Source organism: Allobosea sp. LjRoot90, from assembly GCF_964254315.1.
GTDB lineage: Bacteria > Pseudomonadota > Alphaproteobacteria > Rhizobiales > Beijerinckiaceae > Allobosea.
The window spans coordinates 1-19,263 of sequence record NZ_CAXUTF020000016.1 but is presented as its reverse complement, the minus strand read 5'-3'; the positions used below and the strand labels follow the sequence as shown (position 1 = coordinate 19,263).

At 67.2% G+C, this 19,263-nt stretch carries 20 protein-coding genes and 1 riboswitch; of the genes, 16 read left to right on the top strand and 4 right to left on the bottom strand.

All coding sequences use genetic code 11. From position 1 onward, the window contains the following. Positions 1–420 precede the first annotated feature (420 nt). The 10 genes from ACSQ3M_RS28340 (at position 421) to thiE (ending at position 8,713) form a co-directional block, all read left to right on the top strand. Positions 421–1,458, top strand: coding sequence for an OmpA family protein (locus ACSQ3M_RS28340; protein ID WP_436153425.1), 1,038 nt, complete (start codon positions 421–423; stop codon positions 1,456–1,458). Between the two features lie 120 nt (positions 1,459–1,578). Further along, a complete protein-coding gene (locus tag ACSQ3M_RS28335) occupies positions 1,579–1,860 on the top strand; it encodes a hypothetical protein (protein WP_436153424.1) in 282 nt (93 codons plus the stop codon). 82 nt (positions 1,861–1,942) lie between these two features. Beyond that, complete coding sequence (locus ACSQ3M_RS28330) at positions 1,943–2,143, top strand: hypothetical protein (protein WP_436153423.1); 201 nt, start codon at positions 1,943–1,945, stop codon at positions 2,141–2,143. Positions 2,144–2,246: 103 nt separating this feature from the next. Further along, positions 2,247–2,350, top strand: a riboswitch (TPP riboswitch). Between the two features lie 78 nt (positions 2,351–2,428). Beyond that, entirely contained in the window at positions 2,429–4,306 is a 1,878-nt protein-coding gene (thiC, locus tag ACSQ3M_RS28325) for a phosphomethylpyrimidine synthase ThiC (RefSeq protein WP_436153422.1), read from the top strand. Positions 4,307–4,311: 5 nt separating this feature from the next. Further along, the gene (thiO, locus tag ACSQ3M_RS28320) at positions 4,312–5,313 is read left to right on the top strand and encodes a glycine oxidase ThiO (protein WP_436153421.1); all 1,002 of its coding nucleotides are present in this window, start codon (positions 4,312–4,314) and stop codon (positions 5,311–5,313) included. Further along, the gene (thiS, locus tag ACSQ3M_RS28315) at positions 5,282–5,479 is read left to right on the top strand and encodes a sulfur carrier protein ThiS (protein ID WP_436153420.1); all 198 of its coding nucleotides are present in this window, start codon (positions 5,282–5,284) and stop codon (positions 5,477–5,479) included. Before thiO ends, thiS begins: the two co-directional genes overlap by 32 nt. Before the next feature lie 4 nt (positions 5,480–5,483). Next, positions 5,484–6,254 carry a thiazole synthase gene (locus tag ACSQ3M_RS28310; protein WP_436153419.1) on the top strand — a complete coding sequence of 257 codons (771 nt, stop codon included), beginning with the start codon at positions 5,484–5,486 and terminating at the stop codon, positions 6,252–6,254. A gap of 14 nt (positions 6,255–6,268) precedes the next feature. Continuing rightward, complete coding sequence (locus ACSQ3M_RS28305; RefSeq protein ID WP_436153418.1) at positions 6,269–7,240, top strand: HesA/MoeB/ThiF family protein; 972 nt, start codon at positions 6,269–6,271, stop codon at positions 7,238–7,240. A 40-nt stretch (positions 7,241–7,280) separates the two neighbouring features. Next, complete coding sequence (locus tag ACSQ3M_RS28300) at positions 7,281–8,048, top strand: hydroxyethylthiazole kinase (protein ID WP_436153417.1); 768 nt, start codon at positions 7,281–7,283, stop codon at positions 8,046–8,048. Then, positions 8,045–8,713, top strand: coding sequence for a thiamine phosphate synthase (gene thiE / locus ACSQ3M_RS28295; RefSeq protein WP_436153416.1), 669 nt, complete (start codon positions 8,045–8,047; stop codon positions 8,711–8,713). Before ACSQ3M_RS28300 ends, thiE begins: the two co-directional genes overlap by 4 nt. Here thiE and ACSQ3M_RS28290 read toward each other — a convergent pair whose 3' ends face one another. Continuing rightward, the gene (locus ACSQ3M_RS28290; RefSeq protein WP_436153415.1) at positions 8,714–10,420 is read right to left on the bottom strand and encodes a hypothetical protein; all 1,707 of its coding nucleotides are present in this window, start codon (positions 10,418–10,420) and stop codon (positions 8,714–8,716) included. A 162-nt stretch (positions 10,421–10,582) separates the two neighbouring features. Here ACSQ3M_RS28290 and ACSQ3M_RS28285 point away from each other — a divergent pair, with 162 nt between their 5' ends. Continuing rightward, on the top strand, positions 10,583–10,936 hold the full coding sequence (locus tag ACSQ3M_RS28285) for a hypothetical protein (RefSeq protein WP_436153414.1): 354 nt from the start codon (positions 10,583–10,585) through the stop codon (positions 10,934–10,936). 6 nt (positions 10,937–10,942) lie between these two features. On the opposite strand, the gene ACSQ3M_RS28280 is transcribed toward ACSQ3M_RS28285, so the two are convergent. The 3 genes from ACSQ3M_RS28280 to ACSQ3M_RS28270 are packed head-to-tail and all read right to left on the bottom strand — an operon-like array spanning position 10,943 to position 14,086. After that, positions 10,943–11,962 (bottom strand): proline racemase family protein, encoded by a 1,020-nt coding sequence (locus ACSQ3M_RS28280; RefSeq protein WP_436153413.1) that lies wholly within the window; start codon positions 11,960–11,962, stop codon positions 10,943–10,945. 13 nt (positions 11,963–11,975) lie between these two features. Further along, positions 11,976–12,911 (bottom strand): carbohydrate kinase family protein, encoded by a 936-nt coding sequence (locus ACSQ3M_RS28275; RefSeq protein WP_436153412.1) that lies wholly within the window; start codon positions 12,909–12,911, stop codon positions 11,976–11,978. Continuing rightward, complete coding sequence (locus ACSQ3M_RS28270; protein ID WP_436153411.1) at positions 12,908–14,086, bottom strand: fumarylacetoacetate hydrolase family protein; 1,179 nt, start codon at positions 14,084–14,086, stop codon at positions 12,908–12,910. Before ACSQ3M_RS28270 ends, ACSQ3M_RS28275 begins: the two co-directional genes overlap by 4 nt. 202 nt (positions 14,087–14,288) lie before the next feature. On the opposite strand from ACSQ3M_RS28270, the gene ugpB reads away from it, so the two are divergent. From ugpB to ACSQ3M_RS28245, 5 genes are read left to right on the top strand one after another with little or no spacing between them, the layout of a single operon-like run. After that, positions 14,289–15,605 (top strand): sn-glycerol-3-phosphate ABC transporter substrate-binding protein UgpB, encoded by a 1,317-nt coding sequence (gene ugpB, locus ACSQ3M_RS28265; RefSeq protein ID WP_436153410.1) that lies wholly within the window; start codon positions 14,289–14,291, stop codon positions 15,603–15,605. Positions 15,606–15,664: 59 nt separating this feature from the next. Beyond that, the gene (gene ugpA / locus ACSQ3M_RS28260) at positions 15,665–16,546 is read left to right on the top strand and encodes a sn-glycerol-3-phosphate ABC transporter permease UgpA (protein ID WP_436153409.1); all 882 of its coding nucleotides are present in this window, start codon (positions 15,665–15,667) and stop codon (positions 16,544–16,546) included. Next, positions 16,546–17,304, top strand: a complete 759-nt coding sequence (locus ACSQ3M_RS28255; RefSeq protein WP_436153408.1) for a creatininase family protein — start codon at positions 16,546–16,548, stop codon at positions 17,302–17,304. Before ugpA ends, ACSQ3M_RS28255 begins: the two co-directional genes overlap by 1 nt. Next, positions 17,304–18,152, top strand: coding sequence for a sn-glycerol-3-phosphate ABC transporter permease UgpE (ugpE, locus tag ACSQ3M_RS28250; protein ID WP_436153407.1), 849 nt, complete (start codon positions 17,304–17,306; stop codon positions 18,150–18,152). Before ACSQ3M_RS28255 ends, ugpE begins: the two co-directional genes overlap by 1 nt. Positions 18,153–18,159: 7 nt before the next feature. Further along, on the top strand, positions 18,160–19,239 hold the full coding sequence (locus ACSQ3M_RS28245) for a sn-glycerol-3-phosphate import ATP-binding protein UgpC (RefSeq protein WP_436153406.1): 1,080 nt from the start codon (positions 18,160–18,162) through the stop codon (positions 19,237–19,239). The last annotated feature ends 24 nt before the right edge of the window (positions 19,240–19,263 follow it).

Below are 19,263 nucleotides of genomic sequence, written 5' to 3'. Positions count from 1 at the left end.
CCGTCCCAGCCGGCCCCTGGCCTGAACCGCCAACCTGGTCAGGCGGCCCCGAGCCAGCCCGCGCCGGGCCAGCCATCGGCCGTGCCGCCCGCCGGTCGCGCCCCCGGAGCCCTGTCACAGCCGGGCAGCGCCCCGGCACCGACTGCTCCGTCCCAGCAGCCCTCCGGCCTCAGCCGTCAGCCCGGTCAGCCGGCCCCGGGGCAGACAGCGCCCACACCGCCTGGGCCTGGGCAGCCTGCGCCTGGTCAAGGCGCGCTTGGCGGCGCCGGCCAGCCGAATGTCGGCCAGCCCGTTCCCGCGCCGCCAGCCGGCCGTGCGCCCGGCGCCCTGTCGCAACCCGGTGCGGCGCCTTCGCAACCCGGGCCTGGCACAGGCCAGCAGCCCGGAGCCCTGTCGCAGCCGGGCGCGTTGCCCGGCCAAATGCAGCCGGCCCAGCCAGGGATTCCGGGCCAGGCCGTCCCTGACCGCCAGGGCCGCCGTGGCGGCATCGGCCTTGGTGGCGCCGCCGCGATCGGTCTCGGTGCCGCTGCAATCGGCGGCATCATGGCGACGCAAGGCGCGACGCGGCTCGACGATGTCCGCGGCCGGCGCGAGGAGCGCCGCGAGGGCGATGTCACCATCATCCGCGAGCCCGGCCGCACCATCATCCGCGGCGACGACGACCGGGCCGTCATCCGCTACGACGAGACGCAGCGCTTCCGCGATCTCGGCCTCGACACCCGCAGCGAGCGCCGCGGCGAGGAGAATGTGACGATCTACAATCGTCCCGACGGCACGCAGATCGTCACGGTGACCGACACCGAAGGCCGGCTGCTCCGCCGTTCGCGGCGCGAGCGCGACGGCGCCGAGTTCGTGATGATCGACAATGTCCGTCGTGACGGGCCGCAGGCCCGCTTCGCCGAGGAGGTGGTTGTGCTGCCGCCGCCGGAGCTGCGCATCCCGCGCGAGCGCTACATCGTCGATGCCGAGCGCGCCGACGAACGGCTGATCTACGAGACGATCACCGCTCCGCCGGTCGCCCCGGTGCCGCGCCGCTACACGCTCGACGAAGTCCGCTACTCGCCCGATCTGCGCGCCCATATGCGCAGCGTCGACGTCGACACGATCAACTTCGAGTCCGGTTCCTGGACCATCACGCCGGACCAGGGCGGGCGCCTGCGGGTGATCGCGCAGGCGGTGCGCCAGGCGGTCGAGCGCGCGCCGAATGAGGTCTTCATGGTCGAGGGCCATACCGATGCGGTTGGATCGGATGTCGACAATCTCTCGCTCTCGGACCGGCGGGCGCAGTCGGTCGCCGAGATCCTGACCCGCGACTTCGGTGTTCCCGCCGAGAACCTGACGACGCAGGGCTATGGCGAGCAGTATCCCAAGGTCCAGACGCAGGGCGACTCGCGCGAAAACCGCCGCGTCACGCTGCGCCGGATCACGCCGCTGCTCACCGGCCAGAACCAGCAGTGAAGCGGGGCGGCTTGCGGGCCGCCCCTGCCTTTCTCCGCCCGGCATTGGAACAATCGTGGTTTGCTCCGAGTTTTCCTGAAGGGCAGGCTGGTCTTGCGCCTGCCCGACTGGAGCAGTGCCATGCGCAAGAACCCATGGGTCCTCCTCGGACTGATCGCCGCCGGGCTGATCGTGGCGGATGCCGCCGCCGCGCAATCCTCCCCGCCGCAGCCCCAGCGTCAGCGCGCCCCAGGCGTGCCGATCGCGCCGAATGCGAGCGAGGTGCAGAAGCTCGAGCCGCGTTCCGATCGTGTCGAGGCGACGCGGGAGCGTGAGCGGCTGGCGCGAGACCGTTCGGGGCCGCCGGAGCCGAATCGCGCGGTTCCGATGCCGAAGCCGGTGCCGTCGATCATCGCGCCTTGATCGGGTCCGGCCCTAGAGCTCGCGGTTTCGGATTCAGATTCAGGTAAGGCTCGCCGCCTATGTTCGCGGCGAGGAGCCTGCCATGAGTGAAATGTCGGTCGCGATCGCGCAAAGCCTGGTCAGCATGAAGTCGGCTGCAACGCAGCAGGCTTTGCAGATCGAAATGGTCAAGCAGAACGCCGATTCCGATCAGGCCCTCGTCGCCATGCTCCAGCAGGCTACCGAGCAGCAGCAGGCAACGCTGCCCGCCGGCCAGGGCGGCAACCTCGACATCACCGCCTGATTTTCCGACCTCTCCGCGTGTAATGCCCGCCACGCATGGCGGCGCGGCGCAAAGCCGTGGTCCTTTGCCAGTTGCGCGCAGATCACGACGGTTCTAACCTCCGCCTCGTTCCGAGGGGTGCTCGCAAGAGCTGAGATGGCCTGACGGCCGAACCCATCGAACCTGATCCGGGTCATACCGGCGGAGGGACTGGAACGCGGCTGCGCCACAAGTGCATTCCGCAGACAGCGACTGGACCGTCAGACGCCCCGGATCTCCTGAACCTGAGAGGGAGGAGATCCTAAGATGAACGCCCATACCAAGCCCCAGAAGAACAGCGTCAAGGCCGCGCCGCAGACGGTGACGACCGGCCCGATCATCGGCTCGCGCAAGATCTACGTCGCCGCGCCCGAGCATCCCGAGATGCGCGTGCCCTTCCGCGAGGTCGTCCTGACGACCGACGCAGAACCGCCGGTGCGCATCTACGACCCGTCCGGCCCCTATACCGAGACCGACGCGACCATCGACCTCAACGCCGGCCTGGTGCAGCCGCGCCGGGCCTGGCTCGATGCGCTCGGCTTCGAGACTGTGCCTGGCCGCATGGTCACGGCCGCCGACAACGGCCATATCAGCGAAGCCCAACTCGTCCCGGCCTGTCCGGCTGAGCGCCCGATCCTCGAGGCCAGGTCCGGCCAGATGGCGACGCAGTACGAATTCGCCAAGGCCGGCATCGTCACGCCCGAGATGATCTACGTCGCCCATCGCGAGAATCTCGGCCGCGCCGCCATGCTGGAGGGTGCAAGAGAGCGCCATGCCGACGGCGAGAGCTTTGGCGCCTCGGTTCCCGAGTTCGTCACGCCCGAATTCGTCCGCGACGAGATCGCCCGCGGTCGCGCCATCATCCCGGCCAACATCAACCATCCCGAGCTTGAGCCGATGGCGATCGGCCGCAACTTCCTGGTCAAGATCAACGCCAATATCGGCAATTCGGCCGTGACCTCCGGCGCCGCCGAGGAGGTCGAGAAGCTGGTCTGGGCGATCCGCTGGGGCGCCGACACCGTCATGGACCTCTCCACAGGCCGCAACATCCACAACATCCGCTCCTGGATCCTGCGCAACTCGCCGGTTCCGATCGGCACGGTTCCGATCTATCAGGCGCTGGAGAAGGTCGGCGGCGACCCGATCAAGCTCGACTGGGAGGTCTTCAAGGACACGCTGATCGAGCAAGCCGAGCAAGGTGTCGACTATTTCACCATCCATGCCGGCGTGAGACTGCCTTACGTCCCACTCACTGCATCCAGGGTCACCGGCATCGTCTCGCGCGGCGGCTCGATCATGGCGCGCTGGTGCCTGGCGCATCACAAGGAGAGTTTCCTCTACGAGCGCTTCGACGAGATCTGCGAGATCATGCGCAAATATGACGTCTCGTTCTCGCTCGGCGATGGCCTCAGGCCCGGCTCGATCGCCGACGCCAATGACCGCGCCCAGTTCGCCGAGCTGGAGACGCTGGGCGAGCTGACCAAGGTCGCCTGGGACAAGGGCTGCCAGGTGATGATCGAGGGCCCCGGCCATGTGCCGATGCACAAGATCAAGGAGAACATGGATAAGCAGCTGCGCGAATGCGGCGAGGCGCCGTTCTACACGCTCGGACCGCTGACCACCGACATAGCGCCAGGCTACGACCACATCACCTCCGGCATCGGTGCGGCGATGATCGGCTGGTTCGGCTGCGCCATGCTTTGCTACGTCACGCCGAAGGAGCATCTCGGCCTGCCGGACCGCGACGACGTCAAGACTGGCGTCATCACCTACCGGATCGCGGCCCATGCCGCCGACCTCGCCAAGGGCCATCCTGCCGCGAAGATCCGCGACGACGCGGTATCGCGGGCGAGGTTCGATTTCCGCTGGGAGGACCAGTTCAACCTGGCGCTCGATCCGGACACCGCCCGCGCCTACCACGACGAGACCCTGCCGAAGGACGCCCACAAGGTCGCGCATTTCTGCTCGATGTGCGGCCCCAAGTTCTGCTCGATGAAGATTACCCAGGACCTGCGCGCCGAAGTGCTGGCGATGGGCGACAATGAGCGCGCGGCGCTCGAAGCGATGGCCTCGCAAGGCATGGCAGAGAAGTCGGAGGAGTTCCTCAAGAAGGGCGGCAACCTCTATCTGCCCGCGGCGGAGTAGGGGCCATGCGCGTCGCTGTGATCGGGGCCGGCGTCGCCGGCCTCGTGACGGCGCTCGAACTGGCGGAGCGGGGCGTCGCGGTCGAGCTGTTCGAACGCGGCGCCGGGCTCGGCGAGCAGGCCTGCTCCTGGGCTGCCGGCGGCATGCTGGCGCCCTGGTGCGAGCGCGAGAGCGCCGAAGAGGCGGTCGTCACCCTCGGCCGGCAGGCCCTCGACTGGTGGCCGAGCCATTATGGTGAGACGCTCGCGCATGGCACGCTGGTGCTCGCCCCGGCCCGCGACGCCGGCGAACTGACGCGCTTTGCTGCGCGGACTGATGGCTTCGAGCGGCTCGATGGCGACGGGGTCGCCGCGCTGGAGCCCGACCTCGCCGGCCGCTTCCGGCAGGGTCTGTTCTTCGCGCAGGAGGCTCATCTCGACCCGCGCCTGGCCATGGCGGCGTTGGCTGGGGCGCTACAGGCGGCCGGTGTGCCGATCCATTATGGCGCCGCGGTCGAGGAGGCGGGGCTCGATGCCGATCGCATCGTCGATTGCCGTGGCCTTTCCGCCCGTGACCGCTTGGGTACGCTGCGCGGCGTGCGCGGCGAGATGCTGGTGCTGCGTACGAACGAGATCAGCCTGAGCCGCCCGGTGCGGCTCCTGCATCCACGGATTCCGCTCTATGTCGTGCCGCGCGCCGACGGGCATTTCATGATCGGTGCGACGATGATCGAGAGCGATGATCGCAGCCGCGTCAGCGCTCGCTCGGCGATCGAGCTCCTGAGTGCCGCCTATGCGCTGCATCCGGCCTTCGGCGAGGCCGAGATTGTCGAATTGCGTGCCGATGTCCGCCCGGCCTTTCCCGATAACCTGCCCCGCATCGTCGAGGACGGCCGGGTGCTGCGTTTCAACGGCCTTTTCCGCCACGGCTTCCTGCTGTCGCCGGCTCTGGCCCGGCAGGTGGCCGATCGTCTCCTCGCATCCAAGGAGCTGTCCGATGCAGATCATCGTCAACGGCGACACGCGTGAGGTCGCTGCCCCGGTCCTGGCCGAGACACTGGCCGAGTTGGGCTATGCCGGGGCGGTCGTCGCCACGGCCGTGAACGAGGCTTTCGTGTCCGCCGCCGCGCGAGCGCGGACGGTCCTCGCCGAAGGCGATCGGCTCGAGATCCTCGCGCCGATGCAGGGAGGCTGAGGCAATGGATTTCTACGGCTTCACCCCGCGCTCGCGCTTCTTTCTCGGCACGGCGCAATATCCCTCGCCGGCCGTGCTGCAGCGGGCGGTCGAAGCGGCCGGCGTCGATGTCGTCACGGTCTCGCTGCGCCGCGAAGCCGGGCGTCTCGGTGGCGGCCAGGACTTCTGGGCCCTGATCCGCGGCCTCGGCGTCAGGGTGCTGCCGAATACGGCCGGCTGCCATTCGGTCAAGGAAGCGGTGACGACTGCGCAGATGGCGCGTGAGGTCTTCGGCACGCCCTGGATCAAGCTGGAGGTGATCGGCGAAGCCGACACGCTTCAGCCCGATGTGTTCGGCCTCACCGAGGCGGCGCGCATCCTCTGCGCCGAGGGTTTCGAGGTCTTCCCCTATATGACCGAGGACCTCGTCGTGGCCGAGCGGCTGGTCGAGGCCGGCTGCCGGGTGCTGATGCCCTGGGGCGCACCGATCGGCACCGGCAAGGGCTTGAACAACCCTTACGGCCTGCGGGCGCTACGGGCGCATTTTCCGGGTATCCCGCTCGTCGTCGATGCCGGCATCGGATTGCCCTCGCACGCGGCCGCGGCAATGGAGCTCGGCTACGACGCCGTCCTGCTCAACACTGCGGTCGCGAAAGCCGGCGATCCGGCAGCGATGGCGGCCGCCTTCGCCCGCGCGGTCGAGGCCGGGCGCCTTGCCTTCGAAGCGGGGCCGATGGAACCGCGTGACATGGCCGCGCCGTCGACCCCGGTGCTCGGCCGGGCCCTGCTTGGCTGACGGTGGAGGGAGCCATGAGCGATCGCTATGCCCGCCAGATCGTGCTGCCGGAGGTCGGCCCCGGGGGGCAGGCGCGACTGGCCCGTACGAGCATCTTGGTCGTCGGCGCCGGCGGGCTCGGCTGTCCCGTTCTGTCCTACCTCGCCGGCGCCGGCATCGGCCGATTGCTGCTGGTCGATCCCGACCGGGTCGAGGAAAGCAACCTGCACCGCCAGCCGCTCTACCGGATGGGCGATGTCGGGCGCCTGAAGGTCGAGGCGGCGGCGGAAGCGCTCGCCGCATACAATCCCGGTGTTGAGGTCGAGGCACTGGCGCTCAGGCTCGCGCCCGACAATGTCGCGGGGCTCGTCGCGCGAGCCGGTATCGTCGTCGACGCCGCCGACAGTTTCGCTGCGACCTATGTCCTGAGCGACGCCTGCCATGACGCCGGCAAGCCGCTGGTCAGCGCCTCGATCGTCGGCCTTGCCGGCTATGTCGGCGCCTTTTGTGGCGGGGGGCCGAGCTATCGAGCGGTCTTCCCCGAAATGCCGGCGCGCGCCGGCGATTGCGCCACGGCCGGCGTGCTCGGCCCGGCGGTCGGCACGCTCGGCCTATTGCAGGCGCAGATGGCCGTGCTGCTGGCGCTGGGCCTGGAGCCATCGCCGCTCGGCCGGGTGATCAGCTTCGACGCTCGCCGCCTCGGTTTCGGTGGGTTCTCCTTCGCCGGAGCACAGGAGCCGCTCGCCGGCTCCTTCCCGTTCATCGCGCCGTCGCAGCTTTTGGCCGGCGATATCGTCGTCGAGCTGCGCGGGCTTGAGGAGGCGCCGGTCGCGGCCGCCCCGGACGCCATCAGGCTGACAGTCGACGAGATCGATCGGCTGTCGTTGGATGAAACCGATGGCCGGCGCGTCGTGCTCTGCTGCCGCACCGGCATCAGGGCCGCACGCGCCGCCAGCCGGCTTGCAGCGCGCGGCGTTACCGATCTCGCCCTGATGGCGCTGGGTTAGACCCGTTCCCATATCCCCTGGCGAAACCGACGGAAACGAGATGACGAGCAGCACCACCTTGAAAGCGCCGACGCGGGCCCTGGGGCCTGAGGAGGTCGCCGATATCCTTTCCCGCGTCGCGCAGAGCCGTCCGCGGGTACAGTGCCTGACCAATACGGTGGCGCAGAACATCACCGCCAACATGCTGCTCGCTTTCGGCGCGATCCCCTCGATGGCGATCCATGTCGACGAGGTCGCGGCGATGGCGGAGGGCGCCGGGGCGATCCTGATCAATATCGGCACGATCAACGCCGAGAGCGAGCTCGCCATTCCCAAGCTGCTTGAGGTGGCGCGCGACCGCGGCAAGCCTGTCGTCTTCGACCCGGTTTTCGTCGAGCTCTCGCCGCTGCGCCGGCACATCGCCGGGCAGGTGCTGCGCCTGCCTGATATCCTGGTGCGTGGCAACGCCACCGAGATGGCGGCGCTCGCATTCGATCTTGCCGCCGCGCAGGGAGTGACCCGCGTCACCACCGGCAAGGTCGACCGCATCGAGAATGCCGAGGCGAACTTCTCCGTCGCGCACGGCCATCCGCTGATGACCAGGGTCACGGGTATCGGCTGCGCCGCCGGCGCGCTGATCGCGGCCTGCTGTGCTGTCGAGGCCGACAAGGCAGTCGCTGCGGCGGCGGCCTTGACCGCCTATGGCATTGCCGGCGAAATCGCGGCCGAGCGGTGTCGCGGACCGGGCAGCTTCGAAGTCGAGCTGATCGATGCGGTCGCGGCGATGGACGCGGCGACGCTGGCTGCACGAATGGAAACCGGACGATGATCGTCGACATCACGCTTTACGGCATCGTCGATCCGCAGATCGCCAATGGCCGTTCCATGGCCGATATGGCGCGCGCGGCCGTCGAGGGCGGCGCGACGCTGATCCAGCTTCGCGCCAAGACCGAGACGACGCGCGAGATGGTGCGCGAGGCGCGCGCCATCCGCTCGGCCCTGCACGGCACCAATGTGCCGCTGCTGATCAACGATCGCGTCGACGTCGCACTCGCCTCCGGCGCCGACGGCGTCCATCTCGGTGCCGACGACATGAAGCTCGTCGATGCCCGCCGCCTGCTCGGCCCGCGCGCCATCATCGGTGCGACGCTGAAGCACGAGAGTGAGCTGCCCGAATTGGCCTCCGCGAAGATCGACTATGCCTGCATCGGCGGCGTCTTCCCGACGGCCCACAAGGACAATGCCGGCACCGCGCTCGGCCTGGATGGGCTCGCCGCGTTGCGCCAGGCGGCCACGCGCGTGCTCGGTGCCTTGCCGGTCGGCGCCATCGCCGGCATCACCGCCGCCAATGCCGGCTCGGTCATTGCGGCAGGGGCTGATGGCGTCGCCGTGATCGGCGCGCTGTTCGGCGGTGACGACATCGCGGCTGCGGCGCGCGATCTCAGGCTTGCGATCGAGACCGCCCTGTCGGAGCGTGTTGCGCTGAGCGCCTGATCAGGGCTTCACGTACAGGTCCCAGCAAGGCGCCAGCGCGACCTTGCTGCGGCCCTCGAGTGCCCGGGCGAAGTGCTTGAAGATCGCCGCGCGGATCGAGGTCAGCGGACATTTTGGCGCCAGGATCGCGTCGGTCTGGCGCAAGCTCTCGATCATTTCCGCATCGAGCTTCGGAGCGCTCCGCGTCGGATCGATACCGATCGGGACATGGCGCGGCGGCCGACGGTCGAGAAGGTAATTGAGCACATCGACGAAATCGAGCGTGAAGATGCCGTTGAACATGCGCTTGTTGGCATGCTCCCAGGCTTCGATCGCGACGATGGCCTGCTCGATCTCGAGCAGCCAGATCGCGTGGTGGTCGATCTCCGAATAGAGGGTCAGCGACGGCTGTTGGCCCGTCGCGGCGAGATCGGCATAGGCCGATTGATGGCTGGCGTAATGCTGCAGCATGATCGGCGCCCGCTCCGCGATATCGGGCTTGACGCTGACCCGTCCGAGCTTGCCGACATCGTCGACTTCGAGCGGGAGATAGGTCGGCGCACCGAGCGTGGCGCGGGCGCTGCGTTCGATGAAGTTCACGGCCGAGGGCGCCGCAATGACGCAGATCAGAAGCAGCACCGCTGGCCGCAGGCTGTCGTTGCGCCGGCGCCAGTCGAGCAGGAGTGCGAGCAGGACCGGCCAGAGCCCGATGAATTCGAGGCTGCCGGTGTTCTGCGTCTCGAAGAAGGTGAGCGCCAGCAGGGCAATGGCGAGCCAGCCCGCCGGTGAGATCGCGAATTCCCGCAGCCAGACCGCCAGGCCCGCCGGCCTCGCCCGCCAGGCGGCATAGGTGAGCAGGCAGATGAGGACGAGCGTCGGCGCGATCACCTCGAACTTGAACGAAGCGACCGTGAGGAAGCGCGGCAGCAGTGCGTCCGTGTTGAGCTTCAGCAGTGTCAGGATGTCGTCGATATAGGCCCGGGTCAGTCCACCGCTCGCAAGATCGATGACGGCGAGAGCCCCGATCACCGCGATGGCGGCAAGGCAGGCGTCGCGCAGGCGCATCCGCCCGGTCAGGACGGCATAGCCGACCAGCATCGCCCCGGCGACGGCGCCGGTGACCTTGACCAGGAACAGCGTCAGCATCAGCGCGGCGACCAGCCAGATCGTCAGCGCCCGATCGCGCGCGAACATCAGCACGGCGACGAGGACATAGAGCAGCAGCGCGACATGCCGGTTGTAATGTCCGTAGCCGTCGAAGCCCGGCAGCGGATAGACCTCGTGCAGGTTGATCGGCAGCGAGGCGAAAAGCAGGAAGGGCAGCAGCAGCGCCAGCGCGAGTCCGCGTGAGGACCGCGCGACATGGAAGACCAGAATCGCCAGCAGCGGCAATGCGATCGGCAGGAGGCCCCAGTTCGCGGTCAGCAGCGGATGGGCGTTCGGGAACAGCCGGTCGAGACCGGCGACGAGATAATAGCCGAGCGGGCCGACCGGGGCGAAGAAGTCGATGTTGGGGACCTGGCCCTCGCGAATGCGCTGGGCGGCGTCGAAATAGACCGCCGTGTCCCAGTAATACGACCCGAGCGGCAGGCGCAGCGGCAGCAGCAGGCCGGCGAGGACGAAGGCGAGGAAGGCCGCGAGCCAGATCGCGGGACTGGCCCAAGGGCGTGTGGCGACGAGCACCTTCGCGGCTCCCCTGGCGACCGGCTGGTCCGTACTCGCGCTCATGGTCGTTCCACCGTCACGCACGGCAAGGTAGCGACAAAATCTTACCACGCTCCTTCCCGACAAGATGAAAACCGGGTTTACCTCCAACGGGCAGACGGTTTTCGGGGTTTGCGAGCTCATTCGGTGGCAAGACAGTTCGCACGCTCGCTGATACTCCGGACCATGCTCCTTGGCTCTGCCTTGGTGTTGGCCGGAACGGCTCCCGTCGCGGCGCAGGACCGCGCCTTTGCCGATGCCACCCGCTATGTGCACGACAAGGTCACCTCGTGCTGGAACGTTCCTGCTGCGGTGCCAGCCGGAAGGACGGTGCGCATCCGGTTCGAACTCGATCGGGATGGTGCGCTGATTAGTGAGCCGACCATGCTCGATCAGCCCTCGAAGGCGGGCTCGGCGCTCCTGGCCGAGAGCGCGAAGCGGGCGGTTATCCGCTGCGCGCCTTATGACGGGTTGAAGCGCTATGGCGCGCTCTACTCGCGCTGGCGCGAGATCGTCCTGAACTTTCGCCAACCGGATTGAGCCGGCTCAGGAGTTGGCGATCTCCACGAAGCGTTTTGGCAAGGCGAAGCCGTAGCCAAGGGGATCGTCAGCCTCGATAACGAAGCTACCCTCGCCAGCGAGGTGACCACGTCCGCCGACCTTGACCGTCACGGCGCCGGCGGCCGGAAAATCGACCGGACCGACGACCCGGCCGGTGAAGGTGCCGCCGGTGATGCTGCGGATCCTGCGACTCTGGCCGGCGGGGATCAGCCCCTTGGCATGGTCGAGCGCCATCCGGGCGGTGACGCCCGAACCGGTCGGCGAACGGTCGATCTGGCGCTCGGCGAAGACGCAGAGGTTGAAGCTGTCTTCCGCCGGTCCGGCCTCGTCGGTGACGATCGTGCCATAGAGAAAACCGAGATCGGGTTCGGTCGGGTGCGTGATCGCGATCGTCGCCCGGACCTGGTCGGTCAGCGCACCGGCCGCCGCGACGATTTCCTCGACCGGAGTCTGCATCAGGTCGAGCCCGAAGCGGGAGGCCGGCAGGATGCAGTAATAGGCGCCGCCATAGGCGATGTCGGTGGTGACGTCGCCATAGCCCGGCACCGGGACCACGAGATCGCGCGCCAGGGCGAAGGCCGGCACGCTCTCGAAACTGACCGCGCCGACCTTGCCATCCTCGATCTCGCAGGCAAGGCGCAGCAGCCCGCAGGGAGCCTCGATGGCAAAGCGGGTCACCGGCTCGGTCGCCTTTACCAGGCCATGCTCGATCGCATAGCGGCCGAGCGCGATCGTCGCGTGGCCGCACATGGTCGAATAGCCCTCGTTGTGCGTGAACAGCACGCCGAAGGCCGCTTCGGGGTGGCTCGCCGTCACCGGGATGACGCCGTACATGCCGTCATGGCCGCGCGGCTCCAGCATCATCGCGCGACGCAAGTTGTCGTGCTGCTCGCGGGCCTGCCGACGCTTGTCGAGGATCGTTGCGCCTTCGAGTGACGGGTAGCCGCCGGTGACGATGCGCACCGGCTCGCCGCAGGTGTGATAATCGATATAGCTGAGGCGCATGGTTCCTCGTCCGTCAGTCGTGGGCCGAAGGCGGGTCGAGCCGCGGCGGGTTGTAACCCCGTTCGGCGCAGGTTTCGGCCGCGACCACGGCGGCGAAGCCAAGAGCAGCAGCACAGAGTTCGTCCGGCAGGTCGTGCAGCACCGGACCTAGACCACCATTCCGCCAGAGCGAAGCGAGAAAGGCGCCCATGAAACTGTCACCGGCGCCGATCGTATCGACGACCTCCTGCGCGAGCGCAGGGAACGGCATCGGCTCACGGCGGAAGGGCAGGAGGTAGCCACCCTTCTCGCCATCGGTGACCAACAGCAGTCGGCCTCCCTGGGCAAACCAGCGCGCAAAGGTGTAGCCGAACTCGGGGCCGTGAACTGCTCGCGCATCATCGCTGCTGCATTTCAGGAGATCGCACAGGACGGCCCGCTCCTCGATGGCGCGACGCGCCTTCGCGAGCGCCGGCAGCACGGCCGGCCTGATGTTGAGATCATAGCTGACGCTGAGCCCGGCCTCTCGCGCTCGGCGCATCAACGCCAGCGCTGCCGCGCCCGACGCGCCGATCGTCGCGCCGAAGGAGGTGACGTGCAGATGCGCGAAACCGTTGAGATCTGCCGGCACGGGCGGCGCGGCATCGAAGGCTGTGCCGTGCAGTGAGAAACGGTAGGTCGCGGCACCTTCGGCATCAATCGATGTGACAGTGGCGGAGGGCGTCGGCGCGTCGCAGACGCCGACGAAGCGCCGGTCGATGCCCTCCTCCGTCAGGCGTCGGAGGAAAAGCTGGCCGAGCGTGTCCCGCGAGAGGTTTACATTAAAGGTCACCGGTGCGCCGCAGCGGGCGAGCGCCAGCGCCGTGTTGAAGCCCGAGCCGCCGAGCACGGCCTCGCGCTTGTGCCCGGCACTGCCCGGCACGATGTCGACGAGCGCCTCGCCATAGACGAGGACGCCCTTGCCCGTCACAGCAGCCCGCGCTTGGCGAGGTTGCGCATCAGATGCGAGGCGCCGAAACGCCAGGGCTCGCATTCGTCGGTGCGGCGCATCCGGTTGACCAGGGCGCCGAGCTCGGGTGCGGAGATGGTGACGACGTCGCCGTATTTGTGGGTGAAGCCGCCGCCCGGCGCGTCGCGATCCTTGATCGGCGCGAACATGGTGCCGAGATAGAGCACCGCCCCGTCCGGGTACTGGTGGTGCGGGCCGATCATCTGTGCGGCGAGATCGGCCGGGTCGCGGCTGATCTTGGCGATCGAGGACGAGCCTTCGAGCGTGAAGCCGTCCTCGCCCTCGACGGTGAGGCTCACCGTCGTCTTGCGGACATGGTCGAGCGAGAAATCGCCGTCGAAGAAGCGGATGAACGGGCCGATCGCGGCGGCTGCATTATTGTCCTTAGCCTTGCCGAGCAGCAGGGCCGAGCGGCCCTCGACATCGCGCAGATTGACGTCGTTGCCGAGGCTGGCGCCGACGATCCGCCCATCCGAGGCGACGACGAGCACGATCTCGGGCTCGGGATTGTTCCAGCTCGAGGCCGGATGCAGCCCGGCATCGGCGCCGGTGCCGACCGCCGACATCGGCGGGGCCTTGGTGAAGATCTCGGCGTCGGGACCGATGCCGACCTCGAGATACTGGCTCCAGCTGTTCTGGGCGATCAGCACCTCCTTCAGCTTCATCGCCTCGGGCGAGCCGGGCTTCAGCTTGGAGAGGTCGTCGCCGATGAGCTTGCCGATCTCGACGCGGATCGTTGCAGCAGCAGCCGGGTTGCCGCGCGCCTTCTCCTCGATGACGCGTTCCAGCATCGAGACGGCGAAGGTGACGCCGGCGGCCTTGACCGCCTGCAGGTCGACCGGGGCGAGCAGCCAGGGCCTGCCGTCATTGCGGGCGGTCACCGGGCTGTTGGCGAGGAGATCGGCGAGCGAGCCCAGGCTCTCGCCATTCGCAGCGCGCAGCGCGGTTGCCGGATCGGCGGTCTCGCAGAGATCGCGCATGGTCGGGAAGGTCGCGGTGACGTCGATGACCTCGTCGCCTCTCAGCTTGACCACCGAGGGCCCGGCGAGCTCCGGCCGCCAGACGCGGCCGGCCAGCGCGGCGCGGGCGGCGTCGGCCGGCAGGGTGTTGGCGGGCGTGAGCGAGAGCGAGGGCATGGCTGATCCGGCTGTGTGCAGTGTGCAGGAAGGTTGAGGAGAACAGCCGCTTCCGCCGGAAATCGCAAGTGCGCCGATGCGCGTCCACAGCGGGGCGGAAATGTCATCGTTTTGTCATTGAACTGTCGCCCCGGCTTCATGCTAGCTTGCGCACCAACGACAAGAACGCCCGCGCATACCGGGGGCTTAGAGGGAGCTGATCATGACCTTCAAATTGAAGACCCTGACCGCCGTCGGCGCGTTCGCGCTGGCCGCCGCTTCGCCGGCTCTGGCGCAGACCGAAATCCAGTGGTGGCACGCCATGACCGGCGCCAACAACGACGTCGTCGTCAAGCTGGCCGAGGAGTTCAACGCCTCGCAGAAGGACTACAAGGTCGTCGTCGCCTATAAGGGCTCCTACCCCGACACGCTGAACGCCGGCATCGCCGCCTTCCGTGCCGGCAATGCGCCGCACATCATGCAGGTCTTCGAAGTCGGCACCGCGACGATGATGTCGGCTAAGGGTGCGATCAAGCCGGTCGCCGACGTGATGAAAGACGCCGGCGAGACCTTCGATCCGAAGAGCTATCTGCCGGCGATCACCGGCTACTATTCGACGACGAAGGGCGAGATGCTCTCCTTCCCGTTCAACTCGTCCTCGATGGTGATGTGGTACAACAAGGACGCGCTGAAGAAGGCCGGCCTGCCGGAAGCTCCGCCGAAGACCTGGCCGGAAGCGTTCGAAGCCGCCAAGAAGCTGAAAGCCGCCGGCTGGGACAAGTGCGGCATCTCCACCGCCTGGACGACCTGGGCCAATATCGAGCAGCTCGGCGCCTGGCATAACGTACCGGTCGGCACCAAGGCCAACGGCTTCGACGGCTTCGACACCGAGTTCCGCATCAACGGCGATCTCTTCGTCAAGCACCTGACCAACCTCGCCAACCTGCAGAAGGAAGGCGTGTTCTCCTATTCCGGCCGCACCAACACCGGCGAAGGCCGCTTCACCTCGGGCGAATGCCCGCTCTTCCTGACCTCCTCGGCCTTCTTCGGCAACGTCAAGGCCAACGCCAAGTTCGACTGGTCGAACGCGCCGATGCCGTATTATCCGGATGTCGCCGGCGCGCCGCAGAACTCGATCATCGGCGGCGCCTCGCTCTGGGTCATGGGCGGCAAGAAGGCCGACGAGTACAAGGGCGTCGCCAAGTTCTTCACCTTCCTCTCGGATGTCGACCGGCAGGTGAAGCTGCACACCGAGTCGGGCTATCTGCCGATCACCAAAGCGGCTTACGAGAAGGTCAAGGCCTCGGGCTTCTACAAGCAGAACCCTTATCTCGAGACCCCTCTGCTCGAGCTCAACAATAAGGAGCCGACCGAAAACTCGCGTGGCGTGCGCTTCGGCGGCCTGGTCCAGATCCGCGACATCTGGTCGGAGGAAATCGAGGCGGCCCTGAACGGCCAGAAGACGCCGAAGGCGGCGCTCGACGCGGCCAATGAGCGCGGCAACCAGGCGCTGCGCCAGTTCGAGCGCACTGCCAAGTAAAGAGACGATCGAGGGCCGGGACGTTTCGTCCCGGCCATTCTTTCCCGCCGGGCTGGCCGATGCAGAAATACGCTCACTTCAAGGGGCTGACGATCCCGCTGCTGCTGCTCCTGCCGCAGCTCGCGATCACGGTCGTCTTCTTCTACTGGCCGGCGAGCCAGGCCGTCTGGCAGAGCTTCCTGCTGCAGGACGCCTTCGGCATCTCGACCGAGTTCGTCTGGTTCGAGAACTATCGCGACCTGTTCTCGAAGCCGGAATATTACAAGGCGCTGATCAACACCGGCATCTTCTCGGTCTTTGTCGCGCTGCTCTCGCTCTCGCTGGCGCTGCTTTTCGCGGTGATGGCCGACCGGAAGCTTCGTGGCGTCGAGATCTACAAGACCTTGCTGATCTGGCCCTATGCCGTCGCGCCTGCCATCGCCGGCGTGCTCTGGATCTTCATGTTCGACCCCTCGCTCGGCATGCTGGCGCGTGGGCTGCAATCGCTCGGTGTTGCCTGGAACCCGCGCCTCAACGGCAATGACGCGATGACGCTGGTCATCCTGGCCGCGACCTGGAAGCAGATCTCCTACAATTTCCTGTTCTTCCTCGCCGGCCTGCAGTCGATCCCGAAGAGCGTGATCGAGGCGGCGGTGATCGACGGCGCCCGCCCGATGCGGCGCTTCTGGACCATCGTCTTCCCGCTGCTCTCGCCGACCACCTTCTTCCTGCTCGTCGTCAACCTCGTCTACGTCTTCTTCGACACCTTCGGCATCATCGACACCATCAGCGGCGGCGGCCCTTCGGGCGCAACCGAGACGCTGGTCTACAAGGTCTATTCCGACGGCAAGGGTGGCACCAATCTCGGTGGATCGGCAGCGCAATCGGTGATCCTGCTGATCATGGTCATCGGCATGACCGCCTTCCAGTTCCGCTTCATCGAGCGCAAGGTGAACTACTGATGGGCTCCGTACTTTGGCAGGAGCTCACCGCCGAGGAATTGCGCGAGAAGGCGGCGAAGGATGCCGTTGTCGTGCTGCCGGTCGCCTCGATGGAGCAGCACGGTCCGCATCTGCCTGTCGGCGTCGACACCATCCTGTGCGGCAGCGTCTGCAAGCTTGCGGCCGAGCGCGCTGATGACGTCGACGTCGTCGTCGCGCCGACCTTATGGTGCGGCATGGCCGAGCACCACATGGCCTTCGGCGGCACCTTCACCTTCGACATCCCGACCTATCGTGCCGTCCTCCTCGCTTTGCTGAAGAGCATCGAGCGCCACGGCTTCCATCGCGTCGTCATCGTCAACGGCCATGGCGGCAACATTGCTGCGCTTGCCGCGTTCCTGCCGGACTTTGCCCGCGAGACCTCGCTCTCGATCCGCGCCACCACCTATTTCCTGCTGGCGCAGGAGGCGATGGCGCCCTTCATGGACGATCAGGTCAGCGTGCTGCATGCCTGCGAGGTCGAGACCTCGATCATGATGGTGCTGGCGCCGGAGACGATCAGGCACGAGCGGCTCGCCGAGGCGTTCGGCATGCTGGACGCCGACCTGACCGCGCTGACTCGCCCGACCGTCGGCCGCTACCAGCCTTTTCGCCAGATGACCGAGACCGGCGTGATCGGCGATGCCCGCAAGGCGACGCCGGAGAAGGGCACCGCCTTCCTCGACGCGGCGGCGAATGCACTTGCAAAACTTTTGAGTGACCGCGGAGGACAGGGCTGATGGTCGAAGACCGCCGTCTTGGCGATGCGATCGCCTATGTGATCCTGACGATCGGCGTGTTCATCTGCGCCTTTCCGGTCTGGCTGACCTTCGTCGCCTCGACCTGGGACAACGCCACCATCATCAACGGGCAGTTGCCGCTCTATCCCGGCCCGCACTTCTTCGAGAACTACTACCGCATCCTCTTCGTCGGCACCTCCGGCTCGACCCGTGAGCCGGTGGCGAGCATGATGTTCAACTCCTTCGTGATGGCGATGACGATCGCGCTCGGGAAGATCTTCATCTCGGTGCTCTCGGCCTACGCCATCGTCTATTACCGCTTCCCGTTCCGGATGGCGGCGTTCTGGATCATCTTCGTCACGCTGATGCTCCCGGTCGAGGTCCGCATCTTCCCGACCTTCAAGGTCGTCTCCGATCTCGGCATGCTCGACAGCTATCAGGGCCTGGCCGTGCCGCTGATCGCCTCGGCCACCGGCACGCTGCTGTTCCGGCAGTTCTTCATGACCATTCCGGACGAGCTGCTGGAGGCGTCGAAGATCGATGGCGCCGGCCCGTTCAAGTTCTTCAAGGATACGGTGCTGCCGCTGTCGCTGACGACGATCGCGGCGCTGTTCGTCATCCAGTTCATCTATGGCTGGAACCAGTATCTCTGGCCGCTGCTGATCACGACCAAGGACTCGATGCAGACCATCGTCATCGGCATCCGCAAGATGATCACCACCTCCGACGCCCTGACCGAATGGCAGATGGCCATGGCGACCGCCATGCTCGCCATGCTGCCACCGGTCCTCGTCGTCATCGCCATGCAGAGGCTCTTCGTGAAGGGCCTCGTCGAGACAGAGAAGTAGCCCGCTTATGGCTCAGGTCACGCTCAACAACGTCAAGAAGATCTATGCCGGCGGCGTCGAGGCGGTGAAGGGCGTCTCCTTCGACATCCCCGATGGTGGCTTCTGCGTCCTCGTCGGTCCGTCCGGCTGCGGCAAGTCGACCCTTCTGCGCATGGTCGCCGGGCTCGAGACGATCTCGGAAGGCGAGGTCGCGATCGGCAGCCGCGTCGTCAACCAGGTCGAGCCGGCCGATCGCGATATCGCCATGGTCTTCCAGAACTACGCGCTCTATCCGCATATGAGCGTCTACGACAACATGGCCTATGGCCTGCGCAACCGCGGCACGCCCAAGGACGAGATCGACAAGCGCGTGCAGGAAGCCGCGCGCATTCTCGCCATCGAGCCCTTCCTGCAGCGCCGCCCGCGCCAGCTCTCCGGCGGCCAGCGCCAGCGCGTTGCCATGGGCCGCGCCATCGTGCGCAAGCCGCAGGTCTTCCTGTTCGACGAGCCGCTCTCCAATCTCGACGCCAAACTGCGCGTGCAGATGCGCGTCGAGATCAAGAAATTGCAACGCGCGCTCGGCGTCACGGCGATCTACGTCACCCACGATCAGGTCGAGGCGATGACGCTCTCCGACAAGCTGGTGGTGATGAATGGCGGCCAGGTCGAGCAGATCGGCGTGCCCTCGGAGGTCTATCGCAAGCCGGCGAGCCGCTTCGTCGCGACCTTCATCGGCTCGCCGCCGATGAATCTGCTGACGGCCAAGGTCGACGGCGCCGGCATCATCGCGCTTGGCGACGCCCTCCTGCAGGCGCGCGACCTGCGCGAGGACCTGCCCGCCGGCACCGCCGTCGAGGTCGGCTTGCGGCCTGAGGACATCGAGATCGCCTCGGAAGGCGCCGCCGGCTCGCTGCCTTTCGATGTCGAGTTCATCGAGGAACTCGGCGCGACCCAGCTCTTCCACGGCCAGCTCGCCGGCAAGCCCTTCGTGATGCAGGCGGCGACCGGCGAGGTCGCGGCGCAGGCGGGGCGGCTCTGGATCTCCGTCGACCCCGACAAGGTCCATGTCTTCGACGCGGAAAGCGGCGTCAGGCTCGGGCGGGCATAGGGCGATCGAACCTCAGCAGAGAAT